We start from the raw sequence: 23,957 nt of genomic DNA, 5'->3' as shown, positions 1-23,957 counted from the left end.
GTCGCCGCATTGGTCTTGGCGGTGGCGACATAGGCGGCCATCCCGCTGAGAATGGTGCCCATCACGAGCAGAACCAGAACGCGCTTCATACAATGCCCCTCAAGAACTCGTAACCAGGTTACGAACATCGCTCAGTCTTCCCGTGACGGCGGCCGCAGCCGCCATCGCGGGTGAAACCAGATGCGTGCGCGCACCCGGTCCTTGCCGTCCTACGAAATTGCGGTTCGAAGTGGAAGCGCAGCGTTGCCCCGGCGGCACTTTGTCGGGGTTCATCGCCAGGCACATCGAGCACCCCGGCTCGCGCCATTCGAACCCGGCGGCGAGGAAGATGCGGTCGAGCCCCTCTGACTCTGCCTGCGCCTTGACCAGCCCCGAACCGGGCACGACGAGCGCGGTGACGCCATCGGCGACGTGACGCCCGTCGGCGACCTTCGCGGCAGCGCGGAGGTCCTCGATGCGGCTGTTGGTGCAGCTGCCGATGAAGACGTAATCGACGCCGACGTCCTGCATCGCGGTGCCCGCAGCGAGGCCCATATAGGCGAGCGACTTGCGCGCGGCGTCGCGCTTCGCGGGATCGGCGAAGCTGTCGGGATCGGGGACGACGCCGGTGATCGGCACGACGTCCTCGGGCGAGGTGCCCCAGGTCAGCAGCGGGGCGATCTCGGCCGCGTCGATCGTGACGACCGCGTCGTAAACCGCGCCGGGGTCGCTCGGCAGCGTGCGCCAATAGGCGAGCGCCTCGTCCCAATCGGTACCCTTGGGTGCCATCGGGCGGCCCTTGAGATAGGCGAAGGTCGTCTCGTCGGGCGCGACGAGGCCCGCGCGCGCGCCGGCCTCGATCGACATGTTGGCGATCGTCAGGCGGCCCTCGATCGACATCTCGCGGATCGTCGAGCCGGTATATTCGAGGACATAGCCCGTCCCGCCGGCGGCACCGAGCTTGCCGATGATCGCCAGCGCAACGTCCTTGGCGGACACGCCGAAGCCGAGCGTGCCGTCGACGCGGACTTCCATCGTCATCGACTGGCCGAGCAGCAGCGTCTGCGTCGCGAGGACATGCTCGACCTCGCTCGTGCCGATGCCGAACGCCAGCGTGCCGAGTGCGCCGTGCGCCGAGGTGTGGCTGTCGCCGCAGACGAGCGTCGTACCGGGGAGGGTGAAGCCCTGCTCGGGGCCAACGACATGGACGATGCCCTGCGCCGGCGCGAGCGCGTCGATATAATCGATGCCGAAATCGGCAGTGTTGCGCGTCAGCGCGTCGAGCTGCGCCGCGCTTTCGGGATCGGCGATCGGCAGCGGACGCCCCCCGGCGTCGCGGCGCGCAGTGGTCGGCAAGTTATGGTCGGGAACCGCGAGCGTAAGGTCGGGGCGGCGGACGGTGCGGCCGTTCGCGCGGAGGCCGGAGAAAGCCTGCGGGCTGGTCACTTCGTGGACGAGGTGACGGTCGATATAGATCAGGCAGGTGCCGTCGTCGCGCTGTTCGACGACGTGGTCGGCCCAGATTTTTTCGTACAAGGTGCGGGGGTGGTTCGCCATAAGGCGCTCGCCCTAGCCGAAAGATGCGCCGAGGCAAAGCTTTGGATGCCGGAAGTTGCGCCGCGCGCAAGACGGCGACTGCGCGTACCCGTCGGTACGCGCAGCCCCGCTCCCTCACTTTGCAGTGATAAAGGGGTCCCAATTGACGTAATAGGAGATCGGGCGGAGCTGGCCGACCGTCACCTTGATCTGGATCTGATAGGTCTGGTGGCCGACATTCATCGCCTGACCGATCCAATAGGCGCCGACCGGTTCGGTACCGATCGGCGGTTGCTGCTGTGGATAGCCTTGCGAGCCGAACACCGACCCCTGCGACACGGTGAAACCGGTGATGATCACGGTATCGCCGCTGCCCGGATTGATCGGCACGGTGTTGAAGCCGATCAGCGAGCCGACCGGGACGACGGTCGACAGCTCCATCTGGCCTTCGTTGGTGCTGCCGTTCGAGACCTGATTGTCCATCATATAGACGCCGTGGCTGATGTTCTGGCCCTGCTGCGAGGCGACATAGGCGGTGTCGACCGCGATGGTAACGAAAGCCTGGGGCTGCAGCACCGCCGTCTGCACCAGCACGAGGTTGGATGCGCTCATCATTGTGACGATTCCTTTGCGATTTCGAGAAGATCGGATCGGGCGCGCGTCGCGCGCCTATTTCACCGCCATCGACGGGTCGAAATTGATCGTGATGCCCGCGCTGCCCGGCTGCTTCTGGGCGTTGATCGTGACTTGGTAAGCATCCTGACCGGTCGCCTGGACCTGGCCGACAAAGGCGCCGGTGCCGTCGGCTTGCGGCTGGCCGCCCGCGCCCCAGATGTTGGCGTTGCCGATCGCGGTGAGCGTCGGGACGACCGTGCTGGTCGCATCGATGTTGTAGACGTTCCATTGGATCGTCGAGCCATTGGTCACCTGCGTCAGCAGGTTGGGCGTGCCTTCGTTGGTGCTGCCCGCGCCGACGCGGTTGTCGACGGCATAGACGCCCCTGGTAGAGCCATTCTGGATCGCGTTGATATCGACCCAGATCTGGATAAACACGGTTGCTGAGCTTGCCACTCCACTCTCCTTCGCTGCGTGATGGGGAACGCGGTGCGCGGCAGCGTCGGGGAAATCGGGTCCGATCGCTGTCGCGCAGGGCTTAGCCGACGCAAAAGGCGCGCGCAGGCAGTGTTGGCTCCGAAACGACCCGAACCACGCGCACGCGCGCGGGCGACGGCGGGCGGTCCTGGATATTTCCGCTGCACAACGGATGCGATTGTTCGCAAAGGCCAGTTGCGCACGTGCGCGGCTCAGCGCGCGGGCATCGTCCGGTTCAGGAAGGCGACGCTGTCGGCGAGCACCGGCGCCTTGCCGCGGAACGGCACCGACAGCGCCATCGCGACATTCTCGTGGTTGATGCCGGGATAGTTGCGGAACTCGACTGCGCCGCCCTGTGCCTTCAGCGCAGCCGTCAGATGGATCGCGTTGCGTGGGCGCACCTCGGTGTCCTCGGTCGAGGTGACGAGCAGCATCGGCGCGGCGTCACCGCGCGCGAAGTGGATCGGCTGCGTCATCAGCGGGTCCTTCGCGCCCTGCATCGCGTCGATCGAGCGCTTCTTGTCGAACGGGTAGAAATCGTACGGGCCCGACAGGCCGACCGCGGCCTTGATGATCCTGGGGTCGACTTGCTCGGCGGCGAGCCAGCGCGAGTCGAGCGTCAGCATCGCGACGGTATAGGCGCCCGCCGAATGGCCGGCGACGCCGATGCGGGTCGGGTCGCCGCCAAACGCTGCGATGTGGTCGCGCGTCCATTTGACCGCCTGCGCGCCGTCCTGGAGCATCGCGGGGAAGCGGATCTGCGGGACCTTGCGGTAATCGGGCACCACTACGACGAAGCCGTTTCGCGCAAAGGCGCGCGCGGCGAAGGCGTAGCCCTGGCGTGTGCCCGCGACCCAGCCGCCGCCGTACCAGAAGATCAGCACCGGGCGCTTGGTCACCGGGCCGGCGGGGCGCCACACGTCGAGCGTCTGGCCCTCGCTCCCGAAGGGGATCGCGGTGCCGGCGCGTTCGGTGCCCGAGCCGCCGCCCATCGCCGCGTCGAGCAAGCTGAGCTGGCCGGGCGGCGAGACGAGCGCGTAAAGCGCTCCTCCGGCGACGACGAGGAGCAGCACGATTCCCGCCAGTGCCCAGCGGATCATGCGCGATGATCTGCGGTGATCGTACCCGCTGCGGCGAGCTCGGCCTCATGCGCCGCCTCGCGCCAGCTTTCGGTGAGCGCGGCGCTTTCCCATTCGCGCATTGCCGGATGCTCAAGGATGCGCGCGACCCACGCAGCGCCCGCCGCGCCGACATCGAGGCCATAGGTGCGCACGCGGAAGGCGACCGGCGCGAAAAAGGCGTCGACCGCGCTGAACGTCGGGCCGGCAAGCCACGGCCCGCCGAAGCGATCGAGCCCCTCGGCCCAGAGTTCGGCGAGCCTGGCGATCTCGCGGGCGAGCGCCGGGGTCGGGGCGGGGGGGCTGACCCGGACGCCGACGTTCATCGTATATGCGTTGCGCACCGCGCCGAAGCCGCCGTGCATTTCGGTGGTGGCACACTGCGCCCAGCCGCGCGCGGCTGCGTCGTCCGGCCAGACGCCGGGGTGCCGCTCGGCGAGATAGAGGACGATGCCGAGCGAATCCCAAACGGTGCGGTCGCCGTCGAGCAGAACGGGGACCTGCCCGGTCGGCGAGAACGCCCGGAAGGCGTCGTAATTGACGGCTTGCGTGAAGGGTTCGAGCCGATCCTCGAACGGAATCTCGAGCGCGCGCAGCAACAGCCACGGCCGCAGCGACCAGCTCGAATAATTCCGGTTCGCGGTGATCAGCGTGTAGCCCATCGCCTTACACCGCGTACTGCGCGGTGGTCTTGGCGGCGATCTCGTCGGCGGTCACGCCCGGCGCCATCTCGATCAGCTTGAACGGCGACTGATGGTCGGGCCGCTGGAACACCGCGAGATCGGTGATGACCATGTCGACGACGTTCTTGCCGGTCAGCGGCAGCGTGCAGGCCGGGATGAACTTGGGGTCGCCGTTCTTCGAGCTGTGCTCCATCACGACGATGATCTTCTTGACGCCGGCGACGAGATCCATCGCGCCGCCCATGCCCTTGATCATCTTGCCCGGGATCATCCAGTTGGCGATGTCGCCATTCTCGGCGACTTCCATCGCGCCGAGCACGGTCAAGTCGATATGCCCGCCGCGGATCATCGCGAAGCTCTGGTCCGAGCCGAAATAGGCCGATTGCGGCAGCTCGCTGATCGTCTGCTTGCCGGCGTTGATCAGGTCGGCGTCTTCCTCGCCTGCGAGCGGGAAGGGGCCGATGCCGAGCATGCCGTTCTCCGACTGGAGCGTGACGGTGACGCCCGCGGGGATATGGTTGGCGACGAGCGTCGGGATGCCGATGCCGAGGTTCACATAGAAGCCGTCCTGCAATTCGCGCGCGGCGCGGGCTGCCATTTCGTCACGAGTCCAGGCCATTCTATTTCTCTCCAGATGCAGGGGGCGTCCAGCGCTTGTCGGCGGGGAAGACGTCGTCGGCCCCCCCTTTCAACGCGGTGCCGTAAACGGGGTTGGGCAGGACGAACCAGAAGCGGCCCCACATGCCGTGGATAGGAGGCGACGAGGCCACCGCGCGCCGCTGCTGCGGGGTGCCGGCGAACAGGTCGGAGAAGTCGCCGAGCTGGTCGCCGCCCATCGCAACGACGCAATAGCGCGCGGCGATCGCCTGGCGGCGCGTGTCTTTGCCCGAGCCGCTGTTCAGGTCGCCCTTGAGCCACAGCGTCTCGCCATGTTTGGCGGTGCCGAGGCCGGCATGTGCGATCGCTTGTTCGGTGAAGCTGGCGGTCGCGGTTGAGCGATTGGTGTTGAAGACGACCGTCACGCCCATCGCGCGGAGTTCGTTGACCGCGCCGATCGCGCCGGGGACGGCCTCGACGCGGTCGACGCCGGCTTGCTCCCATTGCTGCCACAGCGCTGCGTCGTAGGGGCGCCCGGGGTGCCGCGCGTCGTCATATTCGAAGCCGAGGTTGAGCAGCAGCGTCTCGTCGACGTCGAACACGACCGCGCGGGGGCGGTCGCCGCAGGGGATGGTAGCAGGCTGGTCGAGCGTGGCGCCGGGCTGGAGGACCGCCGAGGTGCGGTCGGTCATCGCCTTGGGATCGGCCTTCTCGCTCGCGATGCGGCGGCGGACGGCGTCGACCAGGACGTTGTAGGCTTGGTGGTCGAGCGCGGCGGCTTCGCCCGAGCCGTAGAGGAATTGCATGCCGGGGGGGATGGTGGGGGCGGCTGATACAGGCGCGACGGGTGCCTGTGGCACGGTCGTACACGCGGACAGCATCAACGCGAGCGCTGCCGCTATCCCCCTCCCGCTTGCGAGTTTCAGGTCGGTCGGTCCCCCGGACCGACCTGAACGATGCGGGGCATCGTTCACCTGAAACTGGGTTAGGGGAGGGGCGTGCCTGTCGAGCGCGGTCTGTGGTTCAGGCCCTCCCCCAGCCCCTCCCGCGAGCGGGAGGGGAGCAAGAAGAAGAGCGGAAGACGCGTGATTCACGCCGCCTCGCGGACGGTGCGGAATTCGATGCGCTTGTCGTATGGGCTGCCGATGATCATCCGCTTCACATAGATTCCCGGCAGATGGATGCAGTCGGGATCCAACGACCCGACCGGGACGATCTCCTCGACCTCGGCGACGCAGATCTTGCCCGCGGTCGCCATCGGCGCATTGAAGTTGCGCGCGGTCTTGCGGAAGATGAGGTTGCCGCTCTCGTCGGCTTTCCAGCCCTTGATGATCGACAGATCGGCGCGGATGCCGCGTTCGAGGATGAACTCTTCCCCGTCGAACGTCTTTACTTCCTTGCCCTCGGCGACGAGCGTGCCGACGCCGGTCTTGGTGTAGAAGCCGGGGATGCCAGCACCACCCGCGCGGCAACGCTCGGCGAGCGTGCCCTGCGGGCAGAATTCGACCTCGAGTTCGCCCGAGAGATACTGCCGCTCGAATTCCTTATTCTCGCCGACGTACGACGAGATCATTTTCTTGACCTGGCGCGTGCGGAGCAGCTTGCCGAGGCCTTCGCCGTCGATCCCGGCATTGTTGCTGGCGATCGTCAGGTCCTTGGTGCCGGCATCGCGGATCGCGTCAATCAGCCGATCGGGGATCCCGCACAGCCCGAACCCGCCGGCGCAGATCGTCATGCCATCATGGAGCAACCCGTCGAGCGCTGCTGCCGCATCGGGATAGAGTTTCTTCATGATGCATCGACTCCTTGTTTTGGAGCGCGATAGGCGGGGCCGCGGCATCGATCAATAAGGAGGGATCAATATGCCAGGCGCAACCCCGGCCGTGGCCATTCCATGGTCACGAGCTGCCCAGTGCCCGACAGCGTGATGTAGGCGGTGCGCATGTCGGGTCCGCCCCAGCAGATGTTGGTGGTGAACGGATCGGGCGTGGCAACGAAATCGACCAGTTCGCCCGCAGGCGAGATGACCGAAATTCCGCTCTCGCCGATCGTCGCGACGCAGATGTTGCCACATTCCTCGACGCCGAGCGAATCGAAGAATTTGTAGCCTGCAGGGCGATAGAGCGGGATACCGGGGCCGCCGAGGCCGGCGGTCAGATCGACCTCGCCCGGCGCGGTGATGTCGAACGCCATCAGCCGGCAGGTATAGGTCTCGGCGGCGTAGAGCCGCTTGCCGTCGGGCGAGAGGCCGATGCCGTTGGGATTCTCGCTCGGGAATATCACCTCGGCGAGATGGCGCCCGTCGGCGTGCGAATAGAAGATGCCCGTGACGTCACGCTCCCGCTCGCGCGTCTTGCCGTGATCGGTGAACCAGAAGCCGCCGGCATCATCGAACACGATGTCGTTGGGGCCGCGCAGGCTGCAGTGGAAGTCGCCGTCCTTGTAGAGCACCTCGACCTCGCCAGTCTCGATGTCGATCCGCTCGATCCGCCCGCCCGAATAATCATCGGGCTGGCCGTGCGGGACGAGCAGCCCGCTCGGGGTTTCGACATAGTGGAAGCCGCCATTGTTGCAGCAATAGAGCTTGCCGTCGGGCCCCAGCGCCAGGCCATTGGGGCCGCCGCCGGGTTGGGCCACGGTGGTCTTGGTGCCGTCGGGATGGACGCGCGTGATGCGGCCGGCTTCGATCTCGACGAGGATGACGCTGCCGTCGGGCATCGCCACGGGGCCCTCGGGAAAGCGCAGGCCGGTCGCCAGGGTGGTGAAAGTCATCGCTCCGCTCCTGTTTTTTGGGGCAGCCTATCCCTCCTGCCGGGACGAGCAAGCAGGCACTTGACTACAGACGTAATCGATACGATTACATCCGTAGTCATTACGGAGAGCGACTCGTGGCCGAACGCATCAGCGATGCCGAACATGCAGTGATGGAAGTGTTGTGGGACGAGAGTCCGCTCACCGCACAAGACGTGGCCGAGCGCATTCCCGACACGCGCGAGTGGAGTGCCAACACCGTCAAGACCTTGCTCGGGCGTCTGCTCGCCAAGAGCATCATCGCGCATGAACAGGACGGGCGGCGCTATCTGTATCGTCCGCTCGTGAAGCGGGAAGACTATGTCGCGGGCGAATCGCGCAAGTTGATGGATCGGCTGTTCGGTGGCAGACTGAGCCCGCTCGTCGCGCACCTCGCCGACCGCGATGCGCTCACCGCACAGGATATCGCCGAGATCGAGGCACTGCTCAAGGAGCTCAAGGCATGACCGACTGGATCTCGCCAAGCTGGCTGATCGAAGCGCTGATCGGATCGAGCGTATTGATGGTCGCGGTGTTGCTGTTGCGGCGCCCGGTGCGCAAGGCGTTCGGCGCCGATGTCGCCTATGCGCTGTGGCTGCTCCCGGTGCTGCGGCTGGCGCTGCCGCCGCTGCCGAGCGCGTGGCATGACGCGGCGGTCGCGCCGGTGCTGCACGCGACCGAGCAGATGAGCGTGCTGTTCGCCGAGCCCGTCGCAGCCGCGACCGCGGCGTCGGCGCCGGCGCAGGAATGGCTCGTTCCCTTGCTCGCCGCGCTGTGGATCGCGGGGGCGGGGGCGTTCGTCGCGTGGCATGCGCTGGCGCATCACCGCTTCTGCCGGCGGATGCTCGACCAGGCCGCGAGCAGCGAAGAGCATGGCGGCGTGTACGTGATCGAAACCGGCGCCGCGAGCGGTCCGCTCGCCTTCGGGGTGTGGCGCCGCTACGTCGCCTTCCCGCACGATTTCGCCGAGCGCTTCGAAGCCGAGGAGCGCGATCTCGCGCTCGCGCACGAGCTTGGCCATCATGCGCGCGGCGATCTGATCGCCAATTGGGTCGCCTTGGTCGTGCTCGGGCTGCACTGGTTCAATCCGATCGCCTGGCGCGCGTTCCGCGCGTTCCGCGCCGACCAGGAAATCGCCAACGATGCACGCGTGCTCGCCGGCATGAACCCGATGCGCCGCCACACCTATGCGTGTGCGATCCTCAAGGCGGCGCATCCGAGCTTCCTCGGCGGCACGGTGTCGGCGACCTGCCATCTGCACACGATCGACGATCTGAAAGGAAGGTTGAAGATGTTAACAACGACCAGGACGTCGCGCACCCGGCTGCTGGCGGGCGCCGGGATGCTGACGTTGCTCGCCGCGGGTGGGCTTGGCCTCACCGCCTCGGGCACCGCCGCCGCCGCCAAGGTGCGCAGCACCGTCGAGGCAGCGACCGGGGTCGATCTTGCGAGCCTCGACCAAGCGGTGGCCGCCCCGCCGCCGGCCGCCGCCGTCCCTGCGGCCCCGCCTGTCCCGGCCGCGCCACGTCCGGCACCGCGGATGCGCGAACACGTCGAGGCCTCGGACATGCCCGGCCCGGGCCTGCCGCCCGCGCCCGAGCCGCCACTCTCGCCGTCGGACGTCGCCGATGCCGTTCCGCCCGCGCCGCCTGCACCGCCGATGCCCGCGACTGGCAAGTCCGGCCCGGGCATGACGACGACGATGGTCACGGTGACGAAGGACGGCAAACGGGTCGTCCGCTATGGCCGCTACGTAAAGCTCAACCGTGATGGCAGCGCGACGCTGGTCGGGGAGATCGGGGCGATGCCGCCGATCCCTGCGATGCTTGCGAGGCCTGCGATCGGATCGATGCCGCCCATCCCGCCGATGCCGCAAGTCTCCTCGCGGAATTGCGGTCCGCGCGGCAAGGACGCAACGATGGTGATCAAGGAGCGCAGCGCGATCCGGCAGCGCATCATCATCTGCACCGATCGGATTGCTGCCGCGGCCGCCAAGGGCGCTGCGATGGCTGCGAACAGCAAGGACATGGAGCGCAACGCGTACAGCCATGCGCTCGACGGGCTTAACCGCTCGCGCGCGCACGTCATGGCGTCAGCGGCAATGACTGCCGCGCAGCGTAAGGAAGCGCTCGCCGGAATCGATACCGCGATCGCCGAACTCGAAGCGGATCTCGCGCACGCCCGATAAGGCCTGGCGGGAATGGCCGGGCATAAGCTCCGACGGGTCGCGCCCTTGCCTTCGCCGGCGCGACCCGCCATTTCGATGCCATGAGCGAGCAAACCCCCGGCGTGCCCGAGCAGCTCGAGCCTCTTGTCGCCCGCCTGCTCGCGCCCAATCCGTCGCCTTTCACGCACACCGGCACGCAAGTGCATCTGGTCGGGACGACCGATCTCGCGGTGATCGACCCGGGACCCGACGACCCAGCGCATATCGACGCGATCGTCCGTGCGATCGCCGGGCGGCCGGTCGGCGCGATCGTCATCACCCATACGCACCGCGACCACAGCCCGGGCTCGCGCCCGCTCGCCGCCGCGATCGGCGCGCCGATCGTCGGCTGTGCGCCGCTCGCGCTTGATGACGCAGGGATCCGCGCCGATGCGGCGTTCGACCGCGGCTATGCGCCCGACCGCGTGCTCGCGGAGGGGGACAGCGTATGCGGGGAGGGGTGGACGCTGACCGCGCTCGCGACGCCGGGGCATACGTCGAACCATCTCGCCTATGTCCTGCCCGAGGCGCAGGACGGCGCGGGGGCGGTGTTCAGCGGCGATCATGTGATGGGCTGGTCGACCAGCATCGTCTCGCCCCCCGACGGCAACATGACCGCGTATATGGCGAGTCTTGAGAAGCTGCTCCCGCGCACCGAGCGTCGCTATTATCCCGCGCACGGCGACCCGATCGAGAACCCGCAGCGCCTCGTTCGCGGGATGTTGGGGCACCGCAAGCAACGCGAGGGGCAGATCCTGCGCAGCTTGCGCGACGCGCCCGCCGCGATCGGCGAGATGGTGGCGCGCATGTATGTCGGGATCGACCCGCGGCTGTTCCCCGCCGCCGAGCGATCGGTGCTCGCGCATCTGATCGACTTGCGCGACCGCGACCGCGTCGCCGAGCAGGGCGGGATCTGGAGCCTGACGTCATGACCTTCATCGGCAAGTTCGCCGCGGCGCTCGCGCTGATCGCGCTGTTCATCCTCGGGCTGGTGTGGGGCATCGGCGCGCTGATCGAGCACAAGCTCGCCGGCCCCGATCCGGTGACGATCGCGAGCGGCTCGCTCGAGGGCTTACGCGAACAGAACCGGCTTTCGGCCTTCGCCGCGCGCTTCGTCGCGGTGTCGACCTCGACGCAATCGCAATTCGGGTTGCAGGCGAAGAAGACGCTGATCATGCCCGGGCTCGTCGAATATCATGTCGACATGGGGGGGCTCAGCAAGCGCGACGTGACGTGGGATGCCAAGACGCGGACGCTCGGCGTCGTGCTCCCGCCGGTCGAGGCGTCGGCGCCGCAGATCGACCTGACGCAGATCCGCGAATATGGCGAGGGCGGCATCCTGTCGACGATTACCGATGCCGACGCGCGGCTCGAAAAGGCCAACCGTGCCGCCGGGCAGCGCGAGCTGGTGCGCCAGGCGAGCGGCGCGGTGCCGATCCGGCTCGCGCGCGACGCCACGCGCCGTGCGGTCGAGCGCAGCTTCGCGCTGCCGCTGCGCGCCGCGGGGCTCGATGCGAGCGTCAAGGTGCGCTTCGCCGACGAAGCCAAGGACGGCAGCGAAGTGTGGGATACGACCAAGTCGATCGCCGAGGTTCTCGCCAACCGCTCCTGATGGACGTTAGTGCCTTAGGCCCGATACACCCGCTGGTGCGACGTGTCTTGCCCGCTCGACTGTGGTAAGACGCGCCCACGAGTCGGTTTCATCGGGGGGTGGGCATGGCAACTATCGCAGCGCCGGATACGATCGTGCGAAGCGACGATCGTTTCTTTCTCGTTACGTCCTATCTCATGGCGTTGGTCGTCTTTGCGGGCTTTTCCTTTGCGCTGGCGAGCGGCCGGTCGAGCTTCGCCTCGCCGCCGATCGTCCACGCCCACGCGCTCGTCTTCATGGGCTGGGTGGTGCTGTACGTCGCGCAGAACAGTTTGGTGTCGAGCGGCGCGATTGCGCTGCATCGGGGGCTGGGCTGGATCGGCGCGGGTTGGGTCGTCGCGATGGTGGTGCTCGGAACGCTCGTCACGACGCGGCTGGTGCAGCTCGGGCGCGTGCCGCCCGTTTTCCTGCCGGCGCAGTTTCTCGTGTTCGATCCGGTGCTGATCCTGACCTTCGCCGGGCTGACCGCCGCGGCGATCGTGCTGCGGCGATCGACGCAGTGGCATCGCCGGCTGCATTATTGCGGGATGGCGCTGCTGCTCGGGCCCGCGTTCGGCCGCCTGCTGCCGCTGCCGTTGCTCATTCCGTATGCCTATGAGGTCGATTTCCTGGCGGTCCTGATCTTCCCGCTGATCGGGATCGCCGCCGACATCCGCCGCTCGGGCAGCGTCCATCCGGCGTGGTGGTGGGGGCTCGGGGCGATCGTCGGGTCGACGGTACTGGTCGAGCTGATCTCCTTCAGCCCGCTCGGCGCGGCGTTCTACGCGGCGGTCGTCGCTGGAACACCCGGCGCGGCGGTCTCGGGCTATGCTTTCCCCCCATTCCCGGGAATGCCTTGATCCCGCGCGCGCGTGCGTCCATTTGACGACCTCCACGACGAGGAACTGACTATGGACGCGCGCAACGGGATCGGCGGGAGCCTGACGGGATTGGATCTGCGCGCCGAGATCGACCGGCTGCGGACCGAGCGCAACGCCGTCATCCTCGCGCATTATTACCAGAAGCCCGAGATTCAGGATCTGGCGGATTTCGTCGGCGACAGCCTCGACCTGTCGAAAAAGGCCGCGGCGACCGACGCCGATGTCATCGCCTTTTGCGGCGTGCGCTTCATGGCCGAGACCGCCAAGATCCTCAGCCCCGACAAGATCGTCGTGCTGCCCGACATGGACGCGGGCTGCAGCCTCGAGGATTCGTGCCCGCCCGACAAGTTCGCGGCGTTCCGCGCGGCGCACCCCGATCACATCGCGCTGACCTACATCAACTGCTCGACCGAGGTGAAGGCGCTCAGCGACGTCATCGTGACGAGCTCGTCGGCCGAGAAGATCCTCAGCCAGATCCCGCTCGACCAGAAGATCATCTTCGGCCCCGACAAGAATCTCGGCGGCTATCTTGCGCGCAAGACGGGGCGCGAGATGCTGTTGTGGCCGGGCGTGTGCATCGTCCACGAGGCGTTCAGCGAGACCGAACTGCTCAAGCTCCAGCTGCAATATCCCGGGGCGCCGGTCGCCGCGCATCCCGAATGCCCGCCCTATATTCTCGATCATGCCGATTATGTCGGGTCGACCAGCGGGATCCTCGCCTTCGCCGACACGATGCCCGGCGACACGCTGATCGTCGCGACCGAGCCGCATATCATCCACCAAATGCAGAAGGCGGCGCCGCTCAAGAGTTTCATCGGCGCGCCCGGCGCCGACGGCAATTGCAACTGCAACATCTGCCCGTACATGGCGCTCAACACGCTGGAAAAGCTCTACGTCGCGCTGCGCGACCTGACGCCACGCGTGGAGATCGAGGAAGGGCTGCGGCTGCGCGCCAAGAAGAGCCTCGACGCGATGCTGGCGATGGCGAGCGGGACGGTGGGGATGGGCGATCTTGGCCCATTACGTGTGTCCGGCGACTGATTGAGTTTATGGCAGCACCCCCGATGCTATGCGAAACCATCGGGATGCATTGCTATTTCTTCCATGTCCTGAACCAAACCTCGTACGTTCGCGACGAGGTCGGTGCCGAACTGGCGTCGCTCACGCTTGCGCGCGCGCGGGCGTCAGACGCGGCGGGGGAAATCCTGACCTCGGATCTGCGCGAGGGAAAGACCGACATCGTCTTCGACGTGCACGTCGAGGATGACGAAGGCGCGCGCTTCCTGACGGTCCACATCGTCGCGACCGTCGAGGCTGGAGCGCCGCCGCACTGACGCGCCGGCTTCGGTTATGACGAGAGGTGCAGATAGCGCGGGTTGAAATCGCTCGCGTCGCGCAGTGCGTCCCAGTTCAGGATCTTGATCTGGCGCCGGTCGCGCGAAATGAGGCCGCGCTGCGTCAGCGCGCGCAGCACGCGATTGACGTGCACCGGGGTGAGGCCGACGGCGTCGCCGAGCTGCTCCTGCGTCATTGGCAAATCGTAGTGTCGCTCGTTCGCGCCGGTGGTGATGTGGAGCCTGACCGCCAGTTCGCACAGCAAATGCCCGACTCGACTGTGCGCGTCACGCCGCCCGACATTGACGATCCATTCGCGAGAGATCGACGCGCTGATCAATGCTTCGGTCCACAACGCCGTGCCGATCGCCGGACGCGTCAGCGCGAGCTTGCGCAGCGCGGCCGAGTCGATCTCGGCAACGCTGCCGCGTGTCAGAGCCTGGACGTTATGATCAGACTCGCTGAGGAAGAGATGCTGCAAATCTATGAAATGCCCTGGTATCTCGATCGACACGATTTGGCGGGCACCCTCGGTCGTCAATTTCTGGCGATAGCAGAAACCCGACAGCAGGAATGTGCAGCGCAGGGTCGGCGCGCCCTCGCGCACGAGATAGCTCGAGGTTTCGACCTCGCGTCGCGTGTACGTCAGGGCGCGCAGCGCGCTACGGTCGTCATCGGATAGGGTCGCGCGCGATTCGAGTCGGGTGACGATCGTCTCGAGAACAGGATCGAAATGCATTGGCCCTCCGCCGGGGCGGGAGCGTAAGCATTTCACAGTCGCCTAGGACCCTGTAGCGGTGCGCGGTATGCCGCGCTTTAGCGTGGATCGTTCTGGCTGCGCCTATCAAATATCAATGCTCTCAATGCGGTGCGCGGTTTTCGGTAGAGCGCGGAGGGGCGCGGTGATAGGCTCGGAGCGAAGCCGAACCGACGGACCGGCGTCCGTGAGACGCGTATCCGTCTCTCGTCTCATGCGAGGAGCGTCTATGCCTCGGTGGTATTTCCATCTGTATCAAGCCGGCGATCTTTTGCTGGATCCCGAAGGCGTCGAGATTGCCGATCTTGCCGAAGTGCGGACACGAGCGGTCGCGTGGGCGCGCGATATCATTGCCGCCGATGCGAGGAACGGAGCGCTCTATCTCGACACGCGGTTGTGTGTCGCGGACGATCGCGGCGCCACTGTGCTCGACATCGCCTTTGCCGATGCGATCGCTGTTGTGCCCGGCCGCGATACGGTCGCCTGACTCGGTCGCCGTTGCGCGCTGAGCGGCAATTTCTGGCCTGATCGCCTGCGCCATCCTATAGCGGCCCGCTTTCCACCCCGCTGCCGGAGGCTGCCGTGCGCTTCACCCTCGATCGCTTCGATCTCACTGCCTTTGTCGCTGCCACGCTGGCCGAGGATCTCGGTCCGGGCGGCGATATCACGTCGAGCGCGGTGATCCCGGCGGATGCGCGCTTTACGGGCGTGATGGACAGCCGCGACGCGATCGTCGTGGCGGGGTTGCCGATTGCCGAGGCGTTCTTCGTGGCGCTCGATCCGGCGGTCGAGATCGAGCGGCTGGTCGAGGATGGCGAGCGCGTTGCGGCCGGGACCGCGCTGCTGCGGCTGCATGGCCTGGCCCGCGCGATGCTGACCGCCGAGCGTTCGGCGCTCAACACCGTCCAGCATCTGTCGGGGATCGCGACGATGACGCGCGGCTATGTCGACGCGATCGCGGGGACCGGCGCGACTTTGCTCGATACGCGCAAGACGATCCCGGGCCTGCGCGCGCTCGAGAAATATGCGACGCGGATGGGCGGGGCCACCAACCACCGCATGGGGCTGTGGGATGCCGCGATGATCAAGGACAACCATGTCGCGGTTGCTGGCGGCGTCGGCCCAGCGGTCGCGCGCGCCGTCGCGGCGGGGATCGCGCGGATCATCGTCGAGGTCGATTCGATCGCGCAGATCGAGCCAGCGCTGGCGGCGGGCGCGACGCACCTGCTGCTCGATAACATGGACCCGCCGATGCTGCGCGCGGCGGTGACGCTCGTCGCCGGGCGCGTTCCGACCGAGGCATCGGGCGGGGTGCGGCTCGACACGATCCGCGCGATCGCCGAGTCGGGCGTCACCTATGTCAGTGTCGGTCGGCTGACCCAATCGGCGCCGGCGGCCGATATCGGGCTCGATTTCACCACGCTCGGATGAGCCATTGCGCGGGGCGCGCCCGGCGCTAATCTGGCGCGCAAGGGCTTCTAAGGGGGGAAGAATCGTGGAGCGTCCAAACGCGATCGTGCTGTTCGAACGCTGCTATCTCGGCGGCGTCCTCGTCGGGTTGGTCAACGCCGCGCTGTCGTGGAACGCGAGCGTGACGCGGCTTACCGAAGATCCGGTGGCAGCCCAAATGGGGGCGTCATTCGGGGCCGGTACGCTGATCGGCGGGATCCTGCTCGGGCTCCTGATTTCGCTGTTCCTGTGGTACTTCACCGCGCGCGCGCAGTCGGTCGTGACCAAGTGGTTCATCACCGTGTTCTTTGCGATCGGCGCGCTCGGCTTTGTCTGGAGCGTGGTGCGCGGCACCAGCCCGCAGGGGATTGGCGCGGTGCTTTCAGTCGTCGCCTTGGTGCTCGATGGCATCGCGGTCTGGCAACTGTTCAAGCCCGAGAGCAAGATCTGGTTCGGGGAAAGTGTCGCATGAAATTTCTGTCCAAGGCCGTCGTCGTCGCAGCGCTTGCGCTGCCGGGTGCCGTCAGCGCGCAGGCGCTGCAATGCAGCGTTCCCGCGAGCTTGCCGCGCCCGCATCCCGATCTTGCGTCGGACAAGCAACCCCAGCGCATCCGCCCGATCACCGGCTATACGCTCGCGCTGACCTGGGCCCCCGAATATTGCCATGGCAATTCCAACGATCCGGCCAAGAGCTTTCAGTGCGGCGGCGGCAACCGCTTCGGCTTCACGCTGCACGGGCTGTGGCCCGATGGCGTCGGGCAGGAATGGCCGCAATATTGCGCTGCAACGCCGCTACTCTCGCCCGAGCTGATCAAGCAGCATGTCTGCGCGACCCCGTCGCCGCAACTGCTCCAGCACGAATGGGCGAAGCACGGCACATGCATGGGCATCACGCCAGATGCCTATTTCGCGCGCTCGAACGGCCTGTACGGCAAGCTGCGCTATCCCGACATGGACCGGCTGTCGCGCCGACCGCTGACCGCCGGCCAACTCGCCAGCGCCTTCGCCGCTGCCAATCCCGGCGTTCCGGCGAGCGCGGTGCGCGTGACGGCGAATAAGAAGGGCTGGCTCGACGAGCTGTGGCTGTGCCTCGACAAGAGCTTTGCCTATACGCGCTGCGTCGCCGGATCGGGCGGGCTGGCGAACGCCGACAGCGTCAAGGTGTGGCGCGGCCGGCGCTTCTAAGCGCCGCCCCCGCGCCCCCGACACTGCCCGCGGGTCAGCGCGCGTCGATCACCGCCGTCGCGGGGTAATGTTTGTCGAGATGGCGCTTGATGATTTTCAAGTTACGCGTGTTCGAGCGGAACAGGAAATCGGGGATCGCGCCGATGAACGGCACTGCGCCGAGCACGAAATCGATCCCGACATTGCCGAACATCCGCGCCATCTGCGTCTTCGACATGCCGAGGTTACGCGCTTCCCACACCATCCACGCGCCCATCGCTGCGCCGACCGCATCGCCGCCGATCGGGATCAGATCGAGGATTACGTCGAGCCCGACCTTTCGGTTGATGCCCGGAATGGTGAACAGGCCCTCGAGCAAATGCTCCATCGCCTCGATCCGTTTACGCACCGCCGCAGGGTCCTTGCCCGCATAGCGCGCTGCAAAGTCGCCGAGCGGCGGGGGAGTCATGCGAGACGTGTTGGCCATGTCACCTCAATTGGAATCGTTGCGCAAGTGACTCAACGGGTGCCACGCGCGCGAGTTCCCCGTCCAGGCCTTGAGGCCGACACTGACCAGCGACCAGCGCAGCGGACGCGCGAGCGGAATGAACGCGACATCGGCGGCCAGCGCGGCATCGGCGGCGGCAATCTGCTGCGCGCGCAGCCGCGGGGAATCGGCCTCGCGTGCCGCCTCGATCGCCGTGCTCGCGGCTTCGCTGCACGGCTGGCAGGCGGTTGCGACGTACCAGCGGCCGCTGTCATACGGCGCAACCGCGTCGATCAACCGCAAATCGGCCGCGGCATTCGGCGCGACGCGCTCGGGCTCGATGCCGAGCGACAGCAGCGCCGCCCCGATATAGCCGAACAGCACCGTCCCGCCGGGGCCGCGCGGCACCGCGACGCGCAGCCGGATATCGCCGGGATTGACCGTACGCCATTGATCGATGCGCGCGCGCGGCGAGGGGTCGCCCTCGGCCGGCGCTAGCGACCATCCGGGCACCGCGGGCGGGGCGGCCGAGTCGAGCTGTTCGGGGAGGAGCTGCGTATCCGGCGCCCAGTCCGCCGCGATCGCCGCGACGAAGCCCGCGCGGTCGATCGCGCGCGCGATCGCTGCACGGTTGCCGCCATCCGCGAGCACGCCGCTGCGGTTGACCACCGCGAGCCCGAACAGACCCGCCGCGGGATCGAAGCGGCGGTTGGCGGGGGCGATCTGCGTCGTCATGATGAGCGGCCAATCGTCGAAGCTGCCGCCAGTGACGAGCGCGGTCTCGCCGCGCGTGAAGCGCACGATCGCGCGCGCGGCGCGCTCGCCGATGAGCTGGACGTTGGCGGCGGGGGAGGGTTCGACCGGCTCGTCCTCGACCGCGCGCGCCGGGTCGAATGCGGGGCGCAAGGTGACGCTGTGGCGGCGCTGCGCGATGACGCGATACGGCCCGCTGCCGCTCGGCGGCTGTACGCGGAAGATCGCGAGCTCGGGCTGCGCGAACAGTTTGAGCAGATCGGGGCGGGGGCGCTTGAGCCGGATCTCGATGACTTCGGGGGTCATCTCGACGATCTCGTCGATCGCGGTGAGGAACGGGCGCAGCGGGTTGCGCGATTGCGGCGCGAGCTGGCGGCGCAGCAGCTTGACGACTTCGGCTGCGGTCACGGGCTGGCCATCGGCCCATTCGCCGCCGCGCAGCCGGAAAATGTAGCTCGTGCCGTTGTCGATCACGCTCCAGCGCTCGGCGATGCCGGGCTCGACCTGGCCCGTGGCATCGAAGCGGACCAGTCCCTGCGCCGTCGCGTCGAGCATCAGCCGCGCCGGCGTGTCGAGCGCATCGCGCGCCGGGTCGGCCAGGGTCGGTGCGCCGCCGATCGCGCTGACCACGACGGGCCCGGTATCGGCGCGCGGCGTGCACGCGGCGAGCGCGAGCAGCGTGGCGAGGCCGAGGGTCTTGCTGGTCGGCACGAGGCGGGACGGCGCGGGCATCATCCGCGCGTCTTGCCACGCGCCTTGGCGGAGCGCCACCGTGGACCGGCCGGTGGCGTGCGGACAAGCTGGCGGTTTCTCTGGCGGCGCTCTCGGTGTTCGTGGCCCCGCAAACGTGGGTCTCGACCGAGTTGATCCGCCCTATAGAGGTGCGGCGCGCGCCAGACGCCGCGGCACCAGCAACCGCCTCGTCAAACTTTGCCGACACCGTCGCGCCGGCAGGGCTCACCGACGCCGTCAATGGTGCCAAACGGCCGCGACCAGGAAACGCGCGACCAATATCGGCAACGCTACGGCCGATCCGCTCGCGATGCGCTAGGCAGCGGGGCCTCATGGCGGGACCGGGTTATCCGTCGCCCGCCGCATCGCGCCGCTTGCCGGTGTGGACGATCAGGTCGACGGATGTCGACGCCGTCCAGGCCTCAAGCATTCGCGAGCGGCCATCACGGAGCATGGGGGGTAAGATCGGTCCCCGCAGCGATCAGTTCGAGCCGCTGCGGAACCGTGCCAATGTCGATCCCTGCGGCCCGGAATTGGTCGAGCAACGTCATCAACACCGTGCTGCGCGCGGCATAGACCGCGCGCTGATTGGCAACGTGGCCAAAGCAGTTGAATTCGATCCGTCCTTCGGTGAGCCCGTCGATGAAGACCTTGGGCGGCGGTTCGTCGAGCACCGCAGCATCGCTCGCAAAGGCCTCCTGCACCATGGCCCGTACCTGGCCGGCGTCGGTATCGAGCGGGACCGAGAATTTGATCTGGATCCGCCCCAGCGGGCCCGCCATCGTCTTGTTGAGCACCGACTTGGTGATCAGCTCGGAATTGGGGACGATCAGCGTCGAATGATCGGCCAGCTCGATTTCGGTCGAGCGGACGCTGATGCGCTTCACGTCGCCCTCGTCATTGCCGACGCGGACGAGATCACCGATCTTGATCGGGCGCTCGGCCAGCAGGATAAGCCCCGACACAAAGTTTTGCGTGATCGCCTGCAGGCCGAACCCGATGCCGACCGACAAGGCCGATAGCAGCAACGCGACTCGTTCGACCCCGATGCCGAGCGATGCGAGCGCCCAGATAAAGGCGACCGCGATCGCGACATAGCGCGCCACGAGGCTCACCGAGTTGCGACCGCTCCCGTCGAGGTCGGTGATCGGCAGGTAGCGGTTCTCGAGCCAGCCCATGAACGCGCGGGTGAGCGCCAGGCCGATGCCGAGCACGACGACCCCGCGCAGGATCGTTGTCGGCGAAATCGAAACACCCCCCACTTCGATGCCCTGCGCGAGCACCCCGAGCCGCCCGAACACCGCCGCAAAACCGCCGCTGCCCCCGAACGGCGACACCAGCAGCCCAAGCGCGACGCACACCAGCACCAGTCGCAAGACGGCCGAGAGCAGGACGCCGAACTGGTCGATAACGCTGCCGCGCACCCCAAGCGCGCGGGTCAGCGTGACGCCGAGCCGGCTCGACCGCGTGAAGGCGCTCGTCGCGACATCGTCGACCGCGGCGGTCATCAAATACACGGTCGCGCCAAGGATCGCCGCCCAGGCGATGACCTGCGCGGTGAACAGGCTGAACGCGATATAGCCGAGCAACAAGGCGGTCGACGCGATGAAGACGAGCACCCACACCACGAGCAGCACGATGCCGACTCCGGCGCTTGCGGTCCCACTGGCGGCATCGTCTTTCGCCGATCGTTCGGCGCGCAGCCGCCCCAGCACCAGCAGGAACGTCGCGATCAGCAGCAAGTGCAGCAAGGCAATCAGCGTCTGGCTCGCGACCTGAGCAGCCTGGCTCGCGCCGATCGCGGTATCGAATGCCGACGGCAGGATCGTGCCGAACGACAGTCCTGCGAGGATCCAGGTGAGCGGCCTCACGCGCGCCGCGGTCTCGTCGTCGATCGCGGCGATCCGCCATGAGGGCTGGCGTCGCATAAGCAGCGCTCCGCTGACGGCGGCGGTAAACGCACTGAAGCCCGTCGCGAGCACGACCGCATCCCCCATACCGGCCCACCGCAGCGGGAGCAGTCCCGACCAACGCAAGCCCTGCATCACGATCATCGCGGCGAGGAGCGGGCACAGCGTCCCGATGATCACGCGCCACAGCGCATTGGCCGATCGCCGCACGCGGCGCCCCGGCGCGCCTTCGACCAGAACCTTCTGGCCGAGCGCGCGCGCCCAGATCCGCACGGGGAGGAAAACGACGAAGCCAAGCACGAGGCCAAGCAGCGCTTGCCAGGGCAGGCCATGGCGCGCGCTGCCGATCTGATCGATGCCCTGCTTGAGAAAGAGACCGACCCGCTTGATGTCGCGCGGGAGCGAAGCCAGCAACGTCTGCCAGAACGTCCGCGCCAGCGGCGACGCCGCCTGGGCCGAGATCTTCTCGTTGAATTGCTGCTCGCGGCTTTGTTCGATTTCGTCGACCAATTGTTGGGCTTCGACGCTGGCGAGCCCGGCGCGCTTGGCGGTCGCATCGAGCGCGGACCGCTGTTGCGTCAGCGCCGCGCGTTGCGCCGTGATGTCGGGCGCTTCGGTCACGCCGGGTGCCGCGGGGCCGAGCCCGGCGATCCGCGCATCGAGCAGCGTGATCTGATCGTCCAGCGCGGCGCCGACGTCCTTGGCGACTTGCTGTGCGGCGAGCGCGCGCATGCGCAGCGCCTTTTGCGCGTCAGCGTCGACGCGTCCGTCGAGCGCGCGATCGACTGCGCGCAGCTCGGTCTCGGTTCGCGCGAGTTGGACCGAGAGCGTCACGGCAGGCGTCTGCGCGGCCAAGGGCTGTGCGATCAGGATCGAGAAGGCCAGGATCGATAAGGCGAGCGCGCCCAGCAGTCGTTTTCTCATGATATCCGTCCAAACACCGCACCCGCCCTGCTCGACTGGAACGCGGGGCACCAGCGGCGTATCCGATGCTGGGCGATCACACTACCGCTTTGCCCCGTTGGACGCGGTGCGGAGGGGGCTTGCTCCCCGTTTTTCGAGCGGGTCGGTGTGGACCTCCAGCAGGGAAGGAGGCCGGGCGTGAAGACACCGTCCGGGGGCGGCCGGGCCCCCGCATGTCACGAGCCAAGATGGGGTGTTGGGATGCAGGGGGCTTCAGGCGCTGCGGGCTCAAACAGGCAAAGCGATTACCAAAAGATTCCAATCTGGTGCGGACGGCGGGACTCGAACCCGCACACCCTGAGGGCGAGGGATTTTAAGACCTGCCTTTTTGTCGCCTTTTCAACGTTGCGTCCGACAGGTTTTCGAGATGTGCCTCGCTTACCGTACGAGAGAGGACACGATTTGTCGGAACGTGGGGACGCCCGGCGAGCGTCTTCGTCGACGACGTCCGACATTCGTTCGGCCGCATGGTGATGTGCAACATGTGGGCAGACACCGAGGCCGAGTTGCTCGCGATGGCCGACACGGTCAGCGTGCAGCGGAAGTGGATCCAACGTCACCCAACCCTGTCGTTCGGCAAGCATCGCGCTGCGTCGTGAGTGCATTTCGACGTCTCGCTTGGCGCGAACGCGAAGGCGATCGCCGCCGGTGCGGTCCCGACTGACAAATCCGGGCCGACTGAGTTCACCTCGCGGCACCGCCTCCAGTCGGCAAACCCGGCAACGCGGAAGCGCGCGCAGCTTATCCTCGAACGGGTCGCGGCGTGCCGCGCAATGACAAGCGCCATCCCCTCGCTAACGCCCGAGATCGCGCGCCTTGGGGGTGACGGAGTATGAGTGACGCTTCCAAGACTGAGAGGATAGAAAAGCAGGTCGCTGTGTATCGGCTGTTAGGGCAACGAAGGTTGGTCGTACCGCCTGGCGGAGGCTTAGGTTCGCGACCAAGAATATCGCCCATCTCCAGTTAAGATCGAAGAGAAAACCTAAATATGAGGCTATTATGTGCGAACCCGTCTCACTTTTAGTGATGCTTTAGGTTATGTCAGTTAGATTTCGTGGGATGGGCAGCAGGCGCGAAAAAGAATTGATGGCATTGGTTTAGCAGCAACTTGGGGGCACCCGACAGCCGGATTACTCGAATGCAGAATGCGGTCATTGCGGAGCACGGTTCAAGAATAACGATGGCCCGGCCAGGGGCGGTTTTGCCCTGTGCCCCGCCTGTGACGCGCGCGCCTAGGGCTCTGGTGGAGTGCAAGGTTGCGCTAGTCCATCGAGCGGCCGTCGAGATCGTCGTGCGCGTGCGACAGCTCGACTTCGCCCACCAGCAGCATGCCGTCACTCTTTGTGAAACCGCTGCTCGCATCAATCATCTCGTCGGGGCAGCTGCCGAGGAATTTCTGAAAACGCTCAATCGCTTCGTTCACATCATTGGGTATTTGCATCATTGGGTTCTCGCAGCCTTGGAGATGCGAAGCGTATGCGAGATGCACGATGGCGTCGACCGCTTGATCGCCGACGTCGTCTGTGTCGCGCGAAACCGGAGCGCTAGGACGGATGCTGGCACTTGAACCCGCGCCGCATCATTGACGAATGCAATGCAGACAACGGCTAGGCTCAGCTCGCGTTCGCTCATTCGGTTTGGAACAGGCATGCCAGAAAATCGCGACGGGGTTTTTGATGATGTGTCCTTATCTAAAGGGCCGCCATTTTAAAGAAATAGCCGGTGACATTTCCTTTCCAAGTAGGCCTTGTGCCAGCCTTTTACTTAGTTTCGCGAGCTTTCTTTTGAAAGTCGGCCAAAAGCTTTTTCGGGAGAAAGATTCCAATCTTCGAAATCGGTTTGATCGATCGTTAGTTTGCGCAGTCCTGTCGGGGACAGAACGTCAGTTTCGCTAC

General features: G+C 66.7%; 26 protein-coding genes. 12 read left to right on the top strand and 14 right to left on the bottom strand.

What is annotated here, in order from left to right:
• Positions 1-99 precede the first annotated feature (99 nt).
• From leuC to ABIB28_RS01970, 9 genes are all read right to left on the bottom strand, one after another.
• Positions 100-1,536, bottom strand: coding sequence for a 3-isopropylmalate dehydratase large subunit (leuC, locus tag ABIB28_RS02010; protein ID WP_354285986.1), 1,437 nt, complete (start codon positions 1,534-1,536; stop codon positions 100-102).
• A gap of 114 nt (positions 1,537-1,650) precedes the next feature.
• Entirely contained in the window at positions 1,651-2,127 is a 477-nt protein-coding gene (locus ABIB28_RS02005) for an AidA/PixA family protein (RefSeq protein ID WP_206365657.1), read from the bottom strand.
• A gap of 57 nt (positions 2,128-2,184) precedes the next feature.
• A complete protein-coding gene (locus ABIB28_RS02000) occupies positions 2,185-2,586 on the bottom strand; it encodes a DUF8788 domain-containing protein (protein WP_133188688.1) in 402 nt (133 codons plus the stop codon).
• A gap of 233 nt (positions 2,587-2,819) precedes the next feature.
• The gene (locus ABIB28_RS01995) at positions 2,820-3,707 is read right to left on the bottom strand and encodes an alpha/beta hydrolase (RefSeq protein WP_354285984.1); all 888 of its coding nucleotides are present in this window, start codon (positions 3,705-3,707) and stop codon (positions 2,820-2,822) included.
• The gene (locus ABIB28_RS01990) at positions 3,704-4,387 is read right to left on the bottom strand and encodes a glutathione S-transferase family protein (protein WP_354285982.1); all 684 of its coding nucleotides are present in this window, start codon (positions 4,385-4,387) and stop codon (positions 3,704-3,706) included. The genes ABIB28_RS01995 and ABIB28_RS01990 overlap by 4 nt, the downstream gene beginning before the upstream one ends.
• Positions 4,388-4,391: 4 nt before the next feature.
• Complete coding sequence (locus ABIB28_RS01985; protein ID WP_133188684.1) at positions 4,392-5,027, bottom strand: 3-oxoacid CoA-transferase subunit B; 636 nt, start codon at positions 5,025-5,027, stop codon at positions 4,392-4,394.
• A gap of 1 nt (position 5,028) precedes the next feature.
• Positions 5,029-5,886, bottom strand: a complete 858-nt coding sequence (locus tag ABIB28_RS01980; RefSeq protein ID WP_354285980.1) for an HAD family acid phosphatase — start codon at positions 5,884-5,886, stop codon at positions 5,029-5,031.
• Between the two features lie 209 nt (positions 5,887-6,095).
• Complete coding sequence (locus ABIB28_RS01975) at positions 6,096-6,797, bottom strand: CoA transferase subunit A (RefSeq protein WP_354285978.1); 702 nt, start codon at positions 6,795-6,797, stop codon at positions 6,096-6,098.
• A gap of 65 nt (positions 6,798-6,862) precedes the next feature.
• Positions 6,863-7,777 carry an SMP-30/gluconolactonase/LRE family protein gene (locus ABIB28_RS01970; RefSeq protein ID WP_354285976.1) on the bottom strand — a complete coding sequence of 305 codons (915 nt, stop codon included), beginning with the start codon at positions 7,775-7,777 and terminating at the stop codon, positions 6,863-6,865.
• A 116-nt stretch (positions 7,778-7,893) separates the two neighbouring features.
• Between ABIB28_RS01970 and ABIB28_RS01965 the strand changes: the two genes are divergently transcribed.
• The 7 genes from ABIB28_RS01965 to ABIB28_RS01935 all read left to right on the top strand — a co-directional run bounded on the left by ABIB28_RS01965 (position 7,894) and on the right by ABIB28_RS01935 (position 13,846).
• Positions 7,894-8,262: a BlaI/MecI/CopY family transcriptional regulator gene (locus tag ABIB28_RS01965; RefSeq protein ID WP_133188676.1), complete on the top strand. Its 369-nt coding sequence runs from the start codon at positions 7,894-7,896 to the stop codon at positions 8,260-8,262.
• Positions 8,259-9,983, top strand: a complete 1,725-nt coding sequence (locus tag ABIB28_RS01960; protein WP_354285974.1) for a M56 family metallopeptidase — start codon at positions 8,259-8,261, stop codon at positions 9,981-9,983. Before ABIB28_RS01965 ends, ABIB28_RS01960 begins: the two co-directional genes overlap by 4 nt.
• An 80-nt stretch (positions 9,984-10,063) precedes the next feature.
• On the top strand, positions 10,064-10,933 hold the full coding sequence (locus ABIB28_RS01955) for an MBL fold metallo-hydrolase (RefSeq protein WP_354285972.1): 870 nt from the start codon (positions 10,064-10,066) through the stop codon (positions 10,931-10,933).
• The gene (locus ABIB28_RS01950) at positions 10,930-11,613 is read left to right on the top strand and encodes a DUF4230 domain-containing protein (protein WP_354285970.1); all 684 of its coding nucleotides are present in this window, start codon (positions 10,930-10,932) and stop codon (positions 11,611-11,613) included. The genes ABIB28_RS01955 and ABIB28_RS01950 overlap by 4 nt, the downstream gene beginning before the upstream one ends.
• A 104-nt stretch (positions 11,614-11,717) precedes the next feature.
• Positions 11,718-12,491 carry a hypothetical protein gene (locus ABIB28_RS01945; RefSeq protein WP_354285968.1) on the top strand — a complete coding sequence of 258 codons (774 nt, stop codon included), beginning with the start codon at positions 11,718-11,720 and terminating at the stop codon, positions 12,489-12,491.
• 51 nt (positions 12,492-12,542) lie between these two features.
• Positions 12,543-13,553, top strand: coding sequence for a quinolinate synthase NadA (gene nadA, locus ABIB28_RS01940; protein WP_354286331.1), 1,011 nt, complete (start codon positions 12,543-12,545; stop codon positions 13,551-13,553).
• Between the two features lie 23 nt (positions 13,554-13,576).
• Positions 13,577-13,846, top strand: coding sequence for a DUF6894 family protein (locus tag ABIB28_RS01935; protein ID WP_354285966.1), 270 nt, complete (start codon positions 13,577-13,579; stop codon positions 13,844-13,846).
• A gap of 14 nt (positions 13,847-13,860) precedes the next feature.
• Here the strand turns inward: ABIB28_RS01935 and ABIB28_RS01930 are convergent, their stop codons facing one another.
• Positions 13,861-14,586 (bottom strand): Crp/Fnr family transcriptional regulator, encoded by a 726-nt coding sequence (locus ABIB28_RS01930; protein ID WP_354285964.1) that lies wholly within the window; start codon positions 14,584-14,586, stop codon positions 13,861-13,863.
• A 247-nt stretch (positions 14,587-14,833) separates the two neighbouring features.
• Here ABIB28_RS01930 and ABIB28_RS01925 point away from each other — a divergent pair, with 247 nt between their 5' ends.
• From ABIB28_RS01925 to ABIB28_RS01910, 4 genes are all read left to right on the top strand, one after another.
• The gene (locus tag ABIB28_RS01925; RefSeq protein WP_133188662.1) at positions 14,834-15,091 is read left to right on the top strand and encodes a DUF6894 family protein; all 258 of its coding nucleotides are present in this window, start codon (positions 14,834-14,836) and stop codon (positions 15,089-15,091) included.
• Between the two features lie 95 nt (positions 15,092-15,186).
• Positions 15,187-16,035, top strand: coding sequence for a carboxylating nicotinate-nucleotide diphosphorylase (gene nadC / locus ABIB28_RS01920; RefSeq protein WP_133188660.1), 849 nt, complete (start codon positions 15,187-15,189; stop codon positions 16,033-16,035).
• A gap of 64 nt (positions 16,036-16,099) precedes the next feature.
• Complete coding sequence (locus ABIB28_RS01915) at positions 16,100-16,525, top strand: hypothetical protein (protein ID WP_133188658.1); 426 nt, start codon at positions 16,100-16,102, stop codon at positions 16,523-16,525.
• Entirely contained in the window at positions 16,522-17,238 is a 717-nt protein-coding gene (locus tag ABIB28_RS01910) for a ribonuclease T2 family protein (RefSeq protein ID WP_354285961.1), read from the top strand. Before ABIB28_RS01915 ends, ABIB28_RS01910 begins: the two co-directional genes overlap by 4 nt.
• 34 nt (positions 17,239-17,272) lie before the next feature.
• Here ABIB28_RS01910 and ABIB28_RS01905 read toward each other — a convergent pair whose 3' ends face one another.
• From ABIB28_RS01905 to ABIB28_RS01895, 3 genes are all read right to left on the bottom strand, one after another.
• On the bottom strand, positions 17,273-17,686 hold the full coding sequence (locus ABIB28_RS01905; RefSeq protein WP_133191972.1) for a DUF4112 domain-containing protein: 414 nt from the start codon (positions 17,684-17,686) through the stop codon (positions 17,273-17,275).
• A 24-nt stretch (positions 17,687-17,710) separates the two neighbouring features.
• Complete coding sequence (locus tag ABIB28_RS01900; RefSeq protein ID WP_354285959.1) at positions 17,711-19,189, bottom strand: ABC transporter substrate-binding protein; 1,479 nt, start codon at positions 19,187-19,189, stop codon at positions 17,711-17,713.
• Positions 19,190-19,632: 443 nt separating this feature from the next.
• Complete coding sequence (locus ABIB28_RS01895; RefSeq protein WP_354285957.1) at positions 19,633-22,023, bottom strand: DUF3772 domain-containing protein; 2,391 nt, start codon at positions 22,021-22,023, stop codon at positions 19,633-19,635.
• 359 nt (positions 22,024-22,382) lie between these two features.
• Between ABIB28_RS01895 and ABIB28_RS01890 the strand changes: the two genes are divergently transcribed.
• Positions 22,383-22,661 carry a DUF4031 domain-containing protein gene (locus tag ABIB28_RS01890; protein WP_354286329.1) on the top strand — a complete coding sequence of 93 codons (279 nt, stop codon included), beginning with the start codon at positions 22,383-22,385 and terminating at the stop codon, positions 22,659-22,661.
• A gap of 662 nt (positions 22,662-23,323) precedes the next feature.
• Here ABIB28_RS01890 and ABIB28_RS01885 read toward each other — a convergent pair.
• A complete protein-coding gene (locus ABIB28_RS01885) occupies positions 23,324-23,485 on the bottom strand; it encodes a hypothetical protein (protein WP_354285955.1) in 162 nt (53 codons plus the stop codon).
• Between the last annotated feature and the right edge of the window lie 472 nt (positions 23,486-23,957).

Origin of the sequence: Sphingomonas sp. UYEF23, from assembly GCF_040546165.1 — a bacterium.
Lineage (GTDB): Bacteria > Pseudomonadota > Alphaproteobacteria > Sphingomonadales > Sphingomonadaceae > Sphingomonas > Sphingomonas glacialis.
This window is presented reverse-complemented; position numbering and strand designations above follow the sequence as displayed.

Excerpts from the sequence above, each read along its gene's own strand:
- ABIB28_RS01895 (WP_354285957.1), bottom strand. The coding sequence starts at position 22,023 with ATGAGAAAACGACTGCTGGGCGCGCTCGCCTTATCGATCCTGGCCTTC.
- ABIB28_RS02005 (WP_206365657.1), bottom strand. The coding sequence starts at position 2,127 with ATGAGCGCATCCAACCTCGTGCTGGTGCAGACGGCGGTGCTGCAGCCC.
- ABIB28_RS01900 (WP_354285959.1), bottom strand. The coding sequence starts at position 19,189 with ATGCCCGCGCCGTCCCGCCTCGTGCCGACCAGCAAGACCCTCGGCCTC.
- ABIB28_RS01950 (WP_354285970.1), top strand. The coding sequence starts at position 10,930 with ATGACCTTCATCGGCAAGTTCGCCGCGGCGCTCGCGCTGATCGCGCTG.
- ABIB28_RS01975 (WP_354285978.1), bottom strand. The coding sequence starts at position 6,797 with ATGAAGAAACTCTATCCCGATGCGGCAGCAGCGCTCGACGGGTTGCTC.
- ABIB28_RS01990 (WP_354285982.1), bottom strand. The coding sequence starts at position 4,387 with ATGGGCTACACGCTGATCACCGCGAACCGGAATTATTCGAGCTGGTCG.
- ABIB28_RS01935 (WP_354285966.1), top strand. The coding sequence starts at position 13,577 with ATGCTATGCGAAACCATCGGGATGCATTGCTATTTCTTCCATGTCCTG.
- ABIB28_RS01970 (WP_354285976.1), bottom strand. The coding sequence starts at position 7,777 with ATGACTTTCACCACCCTGGCGACCGGCCTGCGCTTTCCCGAGGGCCCC.
- nadA (WP_354286331.1), top strand. The coding sequence starts at position 12,543 with ATGGACGCGCGCAACGGGATCGGCGGGAGCCTGACGGGATTGGATCTG.
- ABIB28_RS01905 (WP_133191972.1), bottom strand. The coding sequence starts at position 17,686 with ATGACTCCCCCGCCGCTCGGCGACTTTGCAGCGCGCTATGCGGGCAAG.
- ABIB28_RS01960 (WP_354285974.1), top strand. The coding sequence starts at position 8,259 with ATGACCGACTGGATCTCGCCAAGCTGGCTGATCGAAGCGCTGATCGGA.
- ABIB28_RS01910 (WP_354285961.1), top strand. The coding sequence starts at position 16,522 with ATGAAATTTCTGTCCAAGGCCGTCGTCGTCGCAGCGCTTGCGCTGCCG.
- ABIB28_RS01995 (WP_354285984.1), bottom strand. The coding sequence starts at position 3,707 with ATGATCCGCTGGGCACTGGCGGGAATCGTGCTGCTCCTCGTCGTCGCC.
- ABIB28_RS01945 (WP_354285968.1), top strand. The coding sequence starts at position 11,718 with ATGGCAACTATCGCAGCGCCGGATACGATCGTGCGAAGCGACGATCGT.
- ABIB28_RS01955 (WP_354285972.1), top strand. The coding sequence starts at position 10,064 with ATGAGCGAGCAAACCCCCGGCGTGCCCGAGCAGCTCGAGCCTCTTGTC.
- ABIB28_RS01985 (WP_133188684.1), bottom strand. The coding sequence starts at position 5,027 with ATGGCCTGGACTCGTGACGAAATGGCAGCCCGCGCCGCGCGCGAATTG.
- ABIB28_RS01930 (WP_354285964.1), bottom strand. The coding sequence starts at position 14,586 with ATGCATTTCGATCCTGTTCTCGAGACGATCGTCACCCGACTCGAATCG.
- leuC (WP_354285986.1), bottom strand. The coding sequence starts at position 1,536 with ATGGCGAACCACCCCCGCACCTTGTACGAAAAAATCTGGGCCGACCAC.
- ABIB28_RS01925 (WP_133188662.1), top strand. The coding sequence starts at position 14,834 with ATGCCTCGGTGGTATTTCCATCTGTATCAAGCCGGCGATCTTTTGCTG.
- ABIB28_RS01980 (WP_354285980.1), bottom strand. The coding sequence starts at position 5,886 with ATGCTGTCCGCGTGTACGACCGTGCCACAGGCACCCGTCGCGCCTGTA.